This is a genomic window from Stenotrophomonas sp. YJH_SMC_17 (assembly GCF_059371655.1).
Genome location: NZ_JCAFUU010000001.1, coordinates 466,628 through 479,818, shown reverse-complemented (window position 1 = coordinate 479,818; position 13,191 = coordinate 466,628). Strand labels below are relative to the sequence as shown.

General features: G+C 67.1%; 13 protein-coding genes. 4 read left to right on the top strand and 9 right to left on the bottom strand.

Features of this window, described 5'->3' with window-relative positions; genetic code table 11:
• The first annotated feature begins 21 nt into the window (after positions 1–21).
• Complete coding sequence (locus tag AC5P8Z_RS02335) at positions 22–1,386, top strand: NAD-dependent succinate-semialdehyde dehydrogenase (protein WP_295565690.1); 1,365 nt, start codon at positions 22–24, stop codon at positions 1,384–1,386.
• A 173-nt stretch (positions 1,387–1,559) separates the two neighbouring features.
• Here AC5P8Z_RS02335 and AC5P8Z_RS02330 read toward each other — a convergent pair whose 3' ends face one another.
• From AC5P8Z_RS02330 to AC5P8Z_RS02295, 8 genes are all read right to left on the bottom strand, one after another.
• On the bottom strand, positions 1,560–2,582 hold the full coding sequence (locus AC5P8Z_RS02330) for a magnesium and cobalt transport protein CorA (RefSeq protein WP_286071501.1): 1,023 nt from the start codon (positions 2,580–2,582) through the stop codon (positions 1,560–1,562).
• Between the two features lie 6 nt (positions 2,583–2,588).
• Positions 2,589–3,839 carry a lipoprotein N-acyltransferase Lnb domain-containing protein gene (locus AC5P8Z_RS02325; protein WP_495227970.1) on the bottom strand — a complete coding sequence of 417 codons (1,251 nt, stop codon included), beginning with the start codon at positions 3,837–3,839 and terminating at the stop codon, positions 2,589–2,591.
• Positions 3,836–4,717: a CorC family transporter gene (locus tag AC5P8Z_RS02320; protein ID WP_005408827.1), complete on the bottom strand. Its 882-nt coding sequence runs from the start codon at positions 4,715–4,717 to the stop codon at positions 3,836–3,838. The genes AC5P8Z_RS02325 and AC5P8Z_RS02320 overlap by 4 nt, the downstream gene beginning before the upstream one ends.
• Before the next feature lie 64 nt (positions 4,718–4,781).
• On the bottom strand, positions 4,782–5,339 hold the full coding sequence (locus AC5P8Z_RS02315; protein WP_286071503.1) for a hypothetical protein: 558 nt from the start codon (positions 5,337–5,339) through the stop codon (positions 4,782–4,784).
• A 27-nt stretch (positions 5,340–5,366) separates the two neighbouring features.
• The gene (locus AC5P8Z_RS02310) at positions 5,367–6,017 is read right to left on the bottom strand and encodes a hypothetical protein (protein ID WP_286071504.1); all 651 of its coding nucleotides are present in this window, start codon (positions 6,015–6,017) and stop codon (positions 5,367–5,369) included.
• 39 nt (positions 6,018–6,056) lie between these two features.
• A complete protein-coding gene (locus AC5P8Z_RS02305; RefSeq protein WP_495227968.1) occupies positions 6,057–6,665 on the bottom strand; it encodes a hypothetical protein in 609 nt (202 codons plus the stop codon).
• A 48-nt stretch (positions 6,666–6,713) separates the two neighbouring features.
• Entirely contained in the window at positions 6,714–7,199 is a 486-nt protein-coding gene (gene ybeY, locus AC5P8Z_RS02300; protein WP_295565696.1) for an rRNA maturation RNase YbeY, read from the bottom strand.
• Positions 7,196–8,182 (bottom strand): PhoH family protein, encoded by a 987-nt coding sequence (locus AC5P8Z_RS02295; RefSeq protein ID WP_295565697.1) that lies wholly within the window; start codon positions 8,180–8,182, stop codon positions 7,196–7,198. Before AC5P8Z_RS02295 ends, ybeY begins: the two co-directional genes overlap by 4 nt.
• A 441-nt stretch (positions 8,183–8,623) precedes the next feature.
• On the opposite strand from AC5P8Z_RS02295, the gene AC5P8Z_RS02290 reads away from it, so the two are divergent.
• From AC5P8Z_RS02290 to AC5P8Z_RS02280, 3 genes are read left to right on the top strand one after another with little or no spacing between them, the layout of a single operon-like run.
• Entirely contained in the window at positions 8,624–9,580 is a 957-nt protein-coding gene (locus tag AC5P8Z_RS02290; RefSeq protein ID WP_495227966.1) for an HlyD family secretion protein, read from the top strand.
• A 20-nt stretch (positions 9,581–9,600) separates the two neighbouring features.
• Positions 9,601–10,524 (top strand): ABC transporter ATP-binding protein, encoded by a 924-nt coding sequence (locus AC5P8Z_RS02285; protein ID WP_495227965.1) that lies wholly within the window; start codon positions 9,601–9,603, stop codon positions 10,522–10,524.
• Positions 10,521–11,633, top strand: a complete 1,113-nt coding sequence (locus tag AC5P8Z_RS02280; RefSeq protein WP_295565699.1) for an ABC transporter permease — start codon at positions 10,521–10,523, stop codon at positions 11,631–11,633. Before AC5P8Z_RS02285 ends, AC5P8Z_RS02280 begins: the two co-directional genes overlap by 4 nt.
• An 88-nt stretch (positions 11,634–11,721) precedes the next feature.
• Here AC5P8Z_RS02280 and miaB read toward each other — a convergent pair whose 3' ends face one another.
• Positions 11,722–13,137, bottom strand: a complete 1,416-nt coding sequence (miaB, locus tag AC5P8Z_RS02275; RefSeq protein ID WP_286071511.1) for a tRNA (N6-isopentenyl adenosine(37)-C2)-methylthiotransferase MiaB — start codon at positions 13,135–13,137, stop codon at positions 11,722–11,724.
• Between the last annotated feature and the right edge of the window lie 54 nt (positions 13,138–13,191).

The following is a 13,191-nucleotide window of genomic DNA, read 5'->3' as shown; positions in this document are numbered from 1 at the left end:
TCTTCCAGAAGGAGATCCCCCATGACTGTCGAGATCGTCGACCCGGCCACCGGCCAGGTGACCTACCGCCATGAACTGATGGGCGCTGCCGACATCGAGCAGCGCCTGCAGGCCGCCGCCGATGCGTTTCCAGGCTGGGCCGATCGCTCTCTGCAGGACCGCGGCGCCATCCTGCGCCAGATCGCCGCGCAGCTGCGCGCACGGCGCGACGACCTGCAGCAGGCGATGACCCATGAGATGGGCAAGCTCAAGGCCGAGGCGCTGGCCGAAGTGGACAAGTGCGCCGCCGCCTGCGAGTACTACGCCGACCATGCTGCCGACTACCTCAAGCCGCAGTTGATCGACACCGAAGCCCAGCGCAGCTATGTGCGCTACGAGCCGATCGGCTGTGTGTTCGCGGTGATGCCTTGGAATTTCCCGGTCTGGCAGGTGTTCCGTTTCCTGGCACCGGCGTTCATGGCCGGCAATGTCGCCCTGCTCAAGCACGCCAGCAATGTGCCGCAGTGCGCCGACCTGATCCTGGCGGTGTGCCGTGATGGTGGCCTGCCGGACGGCGTGTTCGACGTGCTGCACATTGACAATGACCAGGCCGCCGCGGTGCTGCGCGACGCACGGGTGAAGGCGGTGACGCTGACCGGCAGCGAGCGGGCAGGGCGCTCGATCGCTTCCAATGCCGGCAGCCAGCTGAAAAAGTCGGTGATGGAACTGGGCGGCAGCGATGCCTTCGTGGTGCTCGACGATGCCGACCTCGACAAGACCGTGGCCGCGGCAGTGAAGTCACGCTTCGACAACAGCGGGCAGACCTGCATCGCGGCCAAGCGCTTCATCGTGGTCGAGGCGGTGGCCGATGAATTCACCCGTCGCTTCGTGGAAGCGGCGGGCGAGCGCCAGTATGGCGATCCTGACGAGCGCGGCACCACGCTGGCGCCGATGGCGCGTGCCGACCTGCGCGACGAACTGCACAAGCAGGTGCAGGCCAGCGTCGCCAAGGGCGCGCGCGTGCTGATCGGTGGCGAGCCGATTGCCGGCACGCATGCCGGCTATCCGGCCACCGTGCTCGACCAGGTGGGCCCTGGCATGCCGGCCTACGATGAGGAACTGTTCGGGCCGGTGGCGGCGGTGATCCGGGTCAAGGACGAAGCCGACGCGCTGCGCGTGGCCAACGACACCCGCTTCGGCCTGGGCGGCAGCGTGTGGACGCGCGACCCGGTGCGCGGCGAATCCTTTGCGCAGCGCATGGAATGCGGTGCCGCATTCGTCAACGCCATCGTCAAGAGCGACGCGCGGCTGCCATTTGGTGGCAGCAAGCAGTCTGGCTTCGGCCGCGAGCTTGCCGACCACGGCATCCATGAGTTCATGAACATCAAGACCGTCTACGTGGCCTGATTCCCCTCCTTCTGTAGAGTCGAGCCATGCCCGACTGCTCGTCGCTCTTGTAGAGACGAGCCCATGCTCGGCTGCTCTCGCCGGCATCAGTCGAAAAAGCTCGACTCTACGGAATGCGCCAAACAGCCAGCCGAGCATGGGCTCGGCTCTACAAGAAGAGGGTTGCGTACGCGCTACAGCCAGCCCGAACGCTTGAACAACCGGTACAGGCCCACGCACACGCCGCCCACGCCAACGATCATCAGCGGGTACGACCACGGTTGGCTCAGCTCCGGCATGTGGCTGAAGTTCATGCCATACCAGCTGGTGATCAGCGTCGGCGCGGCCAGCAGCGCGGCCCAGGCACCCAGCCGCTTTACCGTCTCGCCCTGTGCCAGTGTCACCAGCGACAGGTTTACGCTCAGCGCAGTGCCCAGCATCTCGCGCAGGGTGTCGATCACGTCGCTGATGCGCACCGCATGGTCATGCACGTCGCGCACGTACAGCTTCACTTCGTCGGGAATCAGCTCGCCCTGATAGCGCCGGATCTGGGCCAGCACATCCTGCAGCGGCGCGACTGCCATGCGCATCTTGTTCAGTTCGCGCTTGAGCTCGTACAGCCGCACCACGGTGCTGCGCTTGTAGGTGTCGGCGAAGATGTCCTTTTCCAGCAGGTCCAGGGTGTCGCGGAAGCGGTGCACGATGGGCAGGTAGTTGTCGACCACGAAGTCGGTCACCGCATACAGGCAGTACGACGGGCCCATCTTCAGCAGCTGGGGCTCGCGCTCGACCCGCGCGCGTACCGGGGCGTAGGACAGCGAGGCGCCGTGGCGCACCGTCACCAGGAAGCGCGGGCCGAGGAAGGCGTGGGTTTCGCCGTACTGGATGCGCTCGTCGACCATCTGCGCGGTGGTCACCACCACGAACAGCGAATTGCCGTAGGTCTCGACCTTGGGCCGCTGGTGCGCATTGCGCGCATCCTCGATGGCCAGGTCGTGCAGGCAGAATTCTTCCTGCAGTTTCAGCAGCACGTCTTCGTTGGGGTCGTACAGGCCGACCCACACGAAGCCGTTGCCGCTGGCAATGACATCGCTGATGGCGTCCAGGCTGATGTCGTGGCGTTTGCCCTTGTCATCGTAGTGGACGCAGTTGATGACGCAGGTAGGGTTGGCCGAAGCCGGGGCGGAAGCGGAGGCGGGCAATGACATGCCCGCCATCGTGCGTCAGGGCCGTGTTTCGGACAAGTGAGGACGACGCCCCAGCACCCACGCCAGGGCGACGTGTACCGGCAGCAGCAGCACGATCCACTGCGCGTTGTACTGCGCCTGCAGGCTCAGCCAGTGCAGTACGAGCGCGGCCACGGCCTGCACCGCCAGCAGCCACAGCACCACCCTGAACATGCGCCCCGGCACGCGCCGGCGCAGCAGGGCGATCGCACCCGGCAGCAGCAGCACGGCCAGCGGCGAAAGCAGCAGCAGGTTACGGTTGGCCCACGCTGCGTAGTGGATGCTGAAGCCCCACAGGAACACCAGCACGCCGCCGAACAGGGCACACAGCAACCAGAACGGCAGCGCCAGCCCGGCCAGCAGGCGCGGACGGTGGCGCAGCGCCAGCACGCCGGCGGCGACCACCAGGCCGCACAGCAGCCACGGCCACCAGCGACGCGCGAACTCCTTCGGCTCCGGGGCGATGCGGTGCGGCAGCAGTTCCTGTTCGGACTGCACCAGGGGCCGACCGTCGCTGTTGCGTGCCTGGCGCAGCGCGTCGGCCAGGCGCATCGGCACGAACGCTTCCTGCCAGCGTGACAGCGGCTGGTCGGCGAATGGCCCCAGGCCGACGTCGAAGCCCAGCCACATCCACGGCGCCGGCGAGGCCAGTCGCACCGATTCGCTGCGGTAGGTGTTGCCGCGCGAACGGCCGGCCAGCTGTGACTGCAGGCCGCCACCCAGTGCCTTGTCCACGGTGTCGCGCACCATCGTGGCGCAATTGGCGGTGTAGTAGTCGTAGTGGTAGCGCGCGTTTTCCGGCTTGGCCCGTTCGGCCAGGTCGGCGGCCAGTGCGCGGGCCTGGTCCGGACGCAGGTCCAGCCACTGCACGCTGGCACCGCGGCCGGTCTCGTCGTAGTACGACAGGTCCTGCTGCAGCGGCAGCGCCACCAGGTAGTACATCATGTCGCCGCGTGCGAAGCGGCTGATGAAATCGTCTTCGGACGGATCGAAGTAGCCGAAGTTGTACGAGGTCGCTTCGCCGCTGAGCGGATCGACCACGACGATGGCGTCATGGCCGAAGCGTTCGAAGAACACCGTGCCCGGCTGCATGGTCACCACGCCGATGCGCGGGGCAGGGGCCTCGGCGCTGGTGCCGGGGGCAGCAGGTGTGGCCGCCACGGGCTGCGCGAACGCGGCCAGCGGGAGGGGCATGGCCAGCACGCACAGTGCCAGCCACAGCGTCAGGATCAGGCCACCGCGCTTCAAGCGTCGTCCTGCGCGTCCGGCGGCAGCACGGTCACGTGGAAGGCCTGCACCCGGCGCGCATCGGCGCGGGCCACGCGGAACATGAAGCGGTCCAGCGCCAGTTCGTCACCGACTTCCGGCAGGTGGCCCACAGCCTCGGTGACCAGGCCACCGATGGTGTCGTAGTCCTCGTCGGAGAAGGTGGCACCAAAGCGTTCGTTGAAGTCGCCGATCGGCGTCAGCGCGTCGACCACGTACTGGCCGTCGGACTGGATCGCGATCTGCGCCGACGGATCCTCGGCCTCGTCATGCTCGTCATCGATCTCGCCGACGATCTGTTCCAGCACGTCCTCGATGGTAACCAGGCCGGCGACACCGCCGTACTCGTCCACCACGATGGCCATGTGGTTGCGCGACAGGCGGAATTCCTTCAGCAGCACGTTGAGCTTCTTCGCCTCCGGGATCAGCACCGCCGGGCGCAGCAACTCGCGCACGTTGGCCGGGCCGTTGTCGGCCACCACGCCGCGCAGCAGGTCCTTGGCCAGCAGGATGCCAAGGATGTCGTCCTTGTTCTCGCCGTGCACGGGGAAGCGCGAATGGCCGGATTCGACCACCTGCTTCATCAGTTCGAGGAAGGGCGCTTCGACCGGCAGCGAGACCATCTGCGAGCGCGAGATCATCACGTCGCCCACGGTCAGCTCGGCCACCGAAATGGCGCCTTCCATCATCTTCAGGGTATCGGCGGCGATCAGACCCTCTTCCTGCGCGGTGTGCAGGACAGCGACCAGCTCGTCGCGGGTATGGGGTTCGCCGGAGAAGGCGGAGGTCAGGCGTTCAAGCCAGCCGCGCTTCTTTTCGCTGTGCTCCGCAGGGGAGCTACTACTGTCGTCTTCTGACATCTCTGGAAAAAAGGCACCCGGCAGGCCGGGCGTTGGCCCAAGTCTAGCAGGATGTGGCGGCCTGTCAGTGACTGCCGGTGGGCGGGGCCGGGGCAACCGGGGTTGCCTGCTCCTCGGGCAGGTCCAGGCTGTAGGTACAGCCGGCCAGGGTCTTGCCGGGATGGGAAGCCACGGTGGAGACGCTGAGGATGATCGACTCGATCTGGGCCTCGCCGGTCTTCGCGTCGGTCACGTCGCGGCTGACCACCTCGCGGCCGGCCATGAACTTGCCGTCCTGGTCGTAGCCGGTCTCCAGCGCCAGCCGCTTGGCCAGTGGCCGTGGATCGGCCTGGTCAAGTACCGCCATGATGCTGGCGCCGGCCACTGCCACCCGCTCGGTGGTCGCGCCAAACACGCTGATCGGCTGTGCCAGGCGGTACTCGCTCATGAACTGGTTGCCCTGCGGCAGCGGCTGCAGGCCCTGCGCCACGGCCTTCAGCGGGTCGGCCAGCAGCGGCGCCAGCGCGGCCTGGTCGGCCACGCCCTGGCGGCATTCGATCAGCGCCGGCAGGTCCAGGCGGGACGCGAAGGCGGATGGAACTGCAAGGGCACACAGCAGGGACAGGCAGCAACGCAGGGACACGGGCAGGTTCCGCAGGCGGGCCGGACATCATAACGGTGACGGGGGCGGGTTCTCAGCCTTGCTGCTGCGGCGGCGGCCGCGGGTCAGCAGGGCGCGTAGCCCCATCACCGGCAGGGTGAGCAGCACCGCCTGCATCGAGGCGTGGAGAACCGTGACCAATCCGCGAGCCGCCAACTGCAGCACGCCCGATTGTTCGAACCAGGGCATCAGTGCCGGTTCGGCGGCCTTTGCCAGTGGCATGTACATCGCGCAGAGCGCGTACAACAGCCAGAGTGAGGCGGTTGACGCATGGAAGAACGGCAAGGTCGCCGCCGAGCGCCGCAGGCGCTGCTGGACCGCCACGCGCCAGGCCACCGGCGCGGTGAGCGCGCCAATCAGCATCAGCAGCAGCGCGCTCGTCACCAGGCCCATCGTGGTGCTTATTCCGTGCCGCTGTGGCAGCAGCTGAGGCCCGATCACGCCGACCGCCAGGCTGGCAATGACGCACGCCGGTGACAGCAGTGCCAGCGTGCGCAGCAGCCAGTGCTGCCCGCTGGGGTCGCGTGCACTGACACGGCGCACGGCATGGCCGCCCAGCACCAGCAGAATGGCGAAAAGGCCGGCAGCTATCATGGTCGTCATGAAGCCGTACCCTGGGTTCATCCTTTTTCCTTCCGAGTCCTGGCCGGTGTTGAACAATAGCGCAGCGCGCGGACCGGCGCCCGCACTCCACGTTGGTCAGGGGGATCGCCGTTGCGATGTCGCCGGATGCCAGCGCAGCCTCACCGGGTAGCCCAGCAGTGCCTGCAGGTGGTCGCGCACGGTCGCCGCCGTCCCGCGGTTTGTTGGGGTATCCCGCAGTTCAACCTCCAGCTCTCCGGCCTTGACGTCCAGGCTATAGCCGAACAGGTCGGGCAACTGGGCGAGGAGCCAGTCCCGCTGTGCGTGCAGGCGGCGCTTCATCTCCGCTTCCGTCATCGTGGCACCGGTGATGTAGTGCACGTGTTGCGGGCCATCTGCCCCTGGATGTGTCTCATCGGCCTCGGGTGCGGCACCTGTCAATCGCACGACGACGTTCCAGCCCGTCGCATTGTCCACCCAGAGGCCGGCCAAGCGGGCCGCGTGCCGGGCTTCCAGGCGGTCGATCAGCGCCCGTTGCTGGGCGGTGGCGACGATATTGCGGGTGTCGCGCTCGTTGCTGCCAAAGAACGCCCGTAGTTCGGCGATCTTTGCGGCGATGTCGGCCTCGCTGTCACTGGTGGGGAACGGTGAGGGACGGCCAGGATCGGGCATCAGGCCAGCCCCGGACTGCAGTAGCGCGGCAAGCACAAGTGTGGGCAGGGACATGCCGCGCTCCTCTTCCGTGAGTGCGTGGGCTCGGAACAGAGCCCGGTGTCAGCGCTCGCCGGCGTAGGGGTCGCCGATGCCGAGCTCGGCCAGGATCTCACGTTCCAGCTGCTCCATCGCCTCGGCTTCCTTGTCATCTTCATGGTCCCAGCCGAGCAGGTGCAGCACGCCGTGCACGGTCAGGTGCGCGTAGTGGGCGTTGAGCGCCTTGCCCTGCTCGTCGGCCTCCCGTGCCACCACCGGTGCACAGATCACCAGGTCACCCAGCAGCGGGAACTTGACGCCCTTGGGCAGGCCTTCTGGCACATCGGCCGGGAAGCTGAGCACGTTGGTCGCGTAGTCCTTGCCGCGGTAATGCCGGTTCAGTGACTGCCCTTCCTTGGCATCGACCACGCGGATGGCGAGGTCGGCCTCGCGGATGCGGCCCTTCAGCGCGGCAGCCACCCACTTGCGGAAACTCACTGCCGCCGGCAGCCCGGTACGGGGCAGGGCATAGCTGACGGCGACGTCCAGTCGCACGGGACCACGGGTCATGGAGTCGCTCCAGGTTGGATCTGATGCAGGTCGCGGCGGTCGTAGGCGCTGACGATGCGCGCCACCAGCGGGTGGCGGACCACGTCACGGGATTCAAAGAAGGTGAAGCTGACGCCCTCGACCTCGCGCAGCACGTCGATGGCATCGCGCAGGCCCGACTTCACGTGCTTGGGCAGGTCGGTCTGGGTCAGGTCGCCGGTGACCACCGCGGTGGAGCCGTAGCCCAGGCGGGTCAGGAACATCTTCATCTGTTCGATGGTGGTGTTCTGCGCTTCGTCCAGGATCACGAATGCATCGTTGAGGGTGCGCCCGCGCATGTACGCCAGCGGCGCGATCTCGATGACGTTCTTTTCCAGCAGCTTGACCACTTTCTCCACGCCCATCATCTCGTACAGGGCGTCGTACAGCGGCCGCAGGTAGGGGTCGACCTTCTGGCTCAGGTCGCCGGGCAGGAAGCCCAGCTTCTCGCCGGCTTCCACCGCCGGGCGAACCAGGATCAGGCGCTGCACCCGCGATTCGTTCAGTGCTTCGACCGCGCTGGCCACGGCCAGGAAGGTCTTGCCGGTGCCGGCCGGACCGATGCCGAAGTTGATGTCGTGGGTGGCGATCTGGTGCAGGTAGCGGGCCTGGTTGGCACCACGCCCACGCACCGTGCCGCGCTTGACCTTGATCGCCACTTCCTGTGCTTCGTAGGAGCGCTCGGCGATCTGCTCGACATTGGCCTGCGCCAGGCGCAGGTGGATGGCGTGGCTGTCGAAGGTGGTCTCGGTGGTCTCGGCGTACAGTGCCTCGACCAGTTTCTGCGCCTCGATGATGGCTTCGTTCGGCCCGCTGATGCGGAACACGAAACCACGGTTGGCGATTTCCACGCCGAGTTTCAGTTCGATCTGGCGCAGGTGGCCATCGAACGGGCCACACAGGTTGGCCAGCCGTTCGTTGTCTTCCGGCGACAGGGTGAAGTCTCGATGCTCGATGCTTTTCATTGCTTCGGGTGGGGCGGACGCCTTCCACCGCAGTGTATTCAGGGAAGACAAGGGTAGCGCGCGCACGGGGCGCGCGGCCAGCAGCGGGCCGATACGCGGTTTTCCACACCCGGTGTGGACGGGGTGCGCGAAAACCTGTGGATAGGCCTTCGCAGTGCTTGTGCCACAAGGCCCATGAGGTGGTGGTGAAAAAACCGTCACGGCCGGTCGGCCCGCGTGGCGGCAGCGCATCTTCCGCTGCCGGGCACCCAACACGGCCATGTCCTGTCGGTTCTCCACACCGGCTGTGGAATGATGCTCAATCAAGCTGTGGATAGGTGGCGCGGAGCCTTGCAGCAAAAGGCTCCGCGGCAGGCGGTGAAAAAAACGCCATGGCGGATTGCAATCATTGTGGGTGCACGGGGCGCATGGCACCGTCGCGCCGTCGCAGGAGGGGATGGCATGGGCATCGGCAACGGGGTGCGTGGAATTGGACTGGCGGGCATCGGCCTGCTGGCGGGATGTGGCCAGGCAACGCCAACCGCCTTGGGGACGCTGGAGTGGGACCGCATTACGGTGCCAGCACCGGCGGCCGAGGTGATCGCTACGGTGGATGTGCGAGAGGGCCAACAGGTCAAGGCCGGTACCGTGCTGATGCAGCTCGACCCGGCCCGTGGCGACGCGCAGTTTGCCGCAGCGCAGGCCGACACGGTGCGCGCGCAGGCACAGCTGGAAGAACTGAAGATCGGCCCGAGGCAGGAGCAGATCGCGCAGGCCCAGGCGCAGCTGGCCGCCTTGCGTGCGCAGGCCGCCGAAGCCAGCGCGTACTACCGCCGGGTTCAACCGCTGGCACGCCAGCGCCTGATCGCCGCCGCCGAGCTGGACCGCGCACGCGCGGCCGCAGGCAATGCCGAAGCCAGCGTGCGTGCCGCTGAGCAGGCCTGGCTGGAGCTGGTGAACGGCAGCCGAGCGCAGGACATCGCGCAGGGGCAGGCCGCAGCGGACGCTGCGCAGGCGCAGCAGGTGGTGCAGGGCGTCAACCTGCAGAAGCTGCAGCTGCGCGCGCCCCGCGATGGCGTGGTTGATGCCTTGCCCTACCGGCAGGGTGACCAGGCGCCGATCGGGGCGCCGCTGGCGGTGATGCTGGTCGGCGAGCGTCCCTATGCGCGCGTCTACCTGCCCCAACCCCTGCGCTTGAAGGTGAAGGTTGGCCAGGCCGCGCAGGTGCAGCTGGAGGACGGCGGGGCCGCGTTGAAGGGCCATGTGCGCTCGATCCGCAGCGAGCCGTCGTTCACCCCTTACTACGCATTGACCGGTGACGACGTTGCGCGGCTGAGCTACCTCGCCGAGATCGAAGTGGATACGACCGCCGACATGCAGAAACTCCCGGCGGGGATGCCGGTGCAGGTGAGCTTCTGAACATCGGCAACGACATTGCGGTGCATGCGCAGGGCCTGACCCGCCGCTTCGGCGATCTGCTGGCCGTCGACAATGTCGACCTGACCGTGCCACGTGGACAGGTTTACGGGTTCCTGGGGCCGAACGGCTCGGGCAAGTCGACCACCATCCGCATGCTGTGCGGCCTGCTGGAGCCGAGCGCGGGGCAGATCGAGGTGCTCGGCCTGGCCGTGCCCGAACAGGCCGAAGCGCTGCGCCGGCGCATCGGCTACATGACCCAGCGCTTCTCGTTGTACGAAGACCTGTCGGTACGCGAGAACCTCGAATTCCTCGCCGCCATCCAGGACCTGCCGCGCTCACAGGCGCGGCAGCGCGTCGATGCACTGCTGCAGCAGTACCGGCTGCAGGATCGGCAGCCGCAGCTGGCGGGCACGCTCAGCGGTGGGCAGAAGCAACGCCTGGCGTTGGCCGGTGCCGTCGTGCACGCCCCGGAGCTGCTGTTCCTGGACGAACCGACCAGCGCAGTCGATCCGGAATCGCGCCGCGATTTCTGGGAGGCCCTGTTCGAACTGGCCGATGCGGGCACCACCGTGCTGGTCTCGACCCACTACATGGACGAGGCCGAGCGCTGCCACCGCCTTGCCATCCTTGATCGCGGCGCGCTGGTGGCCGATGGCACGCCGGCCGAACTGTGTGCACGGCTGCAAGGGCGCACGCTGCAGGTCACCTCCTCGCAGCCGCGCCAGGCCAGCCGCGCGCTGGCCGAACTGCCCGGCGTGCTGAGCGTGGCGCAGATCGGCACGCAGCTGCGCGTGCTGTGCAATGAAGGCGCGGCCGATACCGCGACGTTGCAGCGCGCATTGGCCGATGCTGATCCGCAGGCGCATATCGAGGCGGTGGCGCCGAACCTGGAAGACGTGTTTGTTGCCGCTACCCGCGGCCGTGGCCGGGAGCCGGCGGCATGAACCTGCGCCGGCTGTGGGCGATCATGCTCAAGGAACTGCGGCAGCTGCGCCGCGACCGCATCACGCTGGCGATGATCGTTGGCATTCCGGTGATGCAGCTGCTGCTGTTCGGGTATGCGATCAACCTCAACCTGCGCCACCTCAATGCCGGTGTCGCCGACCAGGCCAACAGCGCGGCCTCGCGCGCGCTGGTGCAGGACATGGTCGCCACCGGCGTGATCACGCCACGCAGCGAGGTCTACACGCCGGACCAGCTGATGCAGGCGCTGCGCCGCGGCGAGATCAGCGTCGGTATCGTGGTGCCGGCCGATTTCGAGCGTCGCCGCTTCGATGGACGTGAAGCGGTACAGGTGCTGGTCGATGGCAGCGATACCGTGGTGCAGAGCGCGGCGATCCAGTTGGCGCAGGTGCCACTGGATACGCGCCCGGCCAGCAATACGCGGCCGTTGCGCGAAGGGAGCATTGCCAGTGGCCAGGTAAGCGTGACCAGTTTCTACAACCCGCAGCGGCGCTCGGCGGTGAACATCGTGCCCGGCCTGATCGGGGTGATCCTGACCATGACCCTGGTGATGTTCACGGCGGTGGCGGTGGTGCGCGAACGCGAGCGCGGCAACATGGAACTGCTGATCGCCACGCCGGTATCGCGCAGCGAACTGATGGTCGGCAAGGTGCTGCCCTATGCAGCGATCGGTATGCTGCAGACCACGCTGGTGCTGGTGCTGGGCACCTGGCTGTTCCAGGTGCCGATTCGCGGCAGCCTGCTCGACATCTACCTGGCCGCGGTGCTGCTGGTGCTGGCCAACCTGGCGCTGGGCCTGCTGATCTCCACGCGCGCGCGTTCGCAGTTCCAGGCGATGCAGATGACCCTGTTCCTGTTCCTGCCGTCGATCCTGCTGTCGGGCTTCATGTTCCCGTTCGCCGGCATGCCGCGGCCGGTGCAGTGGCTGGCCGAAGTGCTGCCGCTGACCCACTTCCTGCGCCTGGTGCGCGGCATCATGCTGCGCGGCGCCTCGCTGTGGGAGCTGTGGCCGGATGCGCTGGCACTGCTGGCCTTCATCGTGGTGATGATGACGCTGGCGATCCTGCGTTTCCGCAAGCGATTGGATTGAAGGCAGGGGTCGGGTCCCCGCAGAGGGGTTCTGATCCCATTGATCGGGCCGGCGGGTCGGAGCCCCTGCGGGGATCCGACCCGGAGATTTACTCCGCCACCACCCGCGCGCGCAGCGAATTGGTCAGCGCTTCGGTGATCACCACATCCACGAACTGGCCGATCAGCCGCGCCGGCGCCGGGAAGTTCACCGAGCGCATGTTCTCGGTCTTGCCGGTCAACTCGTTCGGGTTCTTGCGCGACGGACCTTCCACCAGCACGGTCTGCACCGTGCCAACCATCTTTTCGGAGATGCTGGCCGCGTGCGCATTGATGCGTTCCTGCAGGCGCGACAGCCGCGCGTGCTTTTCCGCATCGCTGATCGTGTCTTCCAGGTCGGCCGCCGGCGTGCCCGGGCGGCGCGAGTAGATGAAGGAGAAGCTGTGGTCGAAGCCGATGTCCTCGATCAGCTTCATGGTCTTCTCGAAATCGGCATCGGTCTCGCCGGGGAAGCCGACGATGAAGTCCGAGCTGATCGAGATGTCCGGGCGCACCGCGCGCAGCTTGCGGATCTTCGACTTGAACTCCAGCGCGGTGTAGCCGCGCTTCATCGCCGACAGCACGCGATCACTGCCCGCCTGTACCGGCAGGTGCAGGAAGTTGGCCAGCTTTGGCACGTCGCGGAACGCGTCGATCAGCGAATCGCTGAACTCCAGCGGGTGCGAGGTGGTAAAGCGGATGCGGCCCACGCCGTCGATCTCGGCGATGGTGCGGATCAGCAGGCCGAGGTCGGCGAATTCACCGTCGCCATACGGGCCGCGATAGGCGTTGACGTTCTGGCCCAGCAGGTTGATCTCGCGCACGCCCTGCGCGGCCAGCTGCGCCACTTCCACCACCACGTCCTCGAACGGGCGGCTGACTTCGGTGCCGCGGGTATAAGGCACCACGCAGAACGAGCAGTACTTGGAGCAGCCTTCCATGATCGACACGAACGCCGAGGCGCCATCGGCACGTGGCTCCGGCAGGCGGTCGAACTTCTCGATTTCGGGGAAGCTGATGTCCACCTGCGGGCGCTTCTGTTCGCGCCGCGCGCGGATCAGTTCCGGCAGGCGGTGCAGGGTCTGCGGTCCGAACACCAGGTCGACGAACGGCGCGCGCTTGATGATCGCTTCGCCTTCCTGCGAGGCGACGCAGCCGCCGACGCCGATGATGACCTCGCGGCCCTTGTTCTTCAGGCCCTTCCACACGCCCAGCTGGCTGAACACCTTCTCCTGCGCCTTCTCGCGGATGGAGCAGGTGTTGACCAGGATGACGTCAGCGTCGTCCGGGCTGTCGGTCAGTTCCAGGCCATCGCTGGCGGCGAGCACGTCGGCCATCTTGGCCGAGTCGTACTCGTTCATCTGGCAACCGTGGGTCTTGATGTACAGCTTGCCCTTGACCTGGTCGGGCTTGCGCGGACCAGCGGGCAGGGCAACGAGCGGGGTACCGCCTGGTGCGGGCGGAAAGACGTCTGGCGTCCCGGTCATGGCGCTTAATCCATTCGGGTGGCGGGAAAGCGGGCAATTCTACCCGCATCCCGG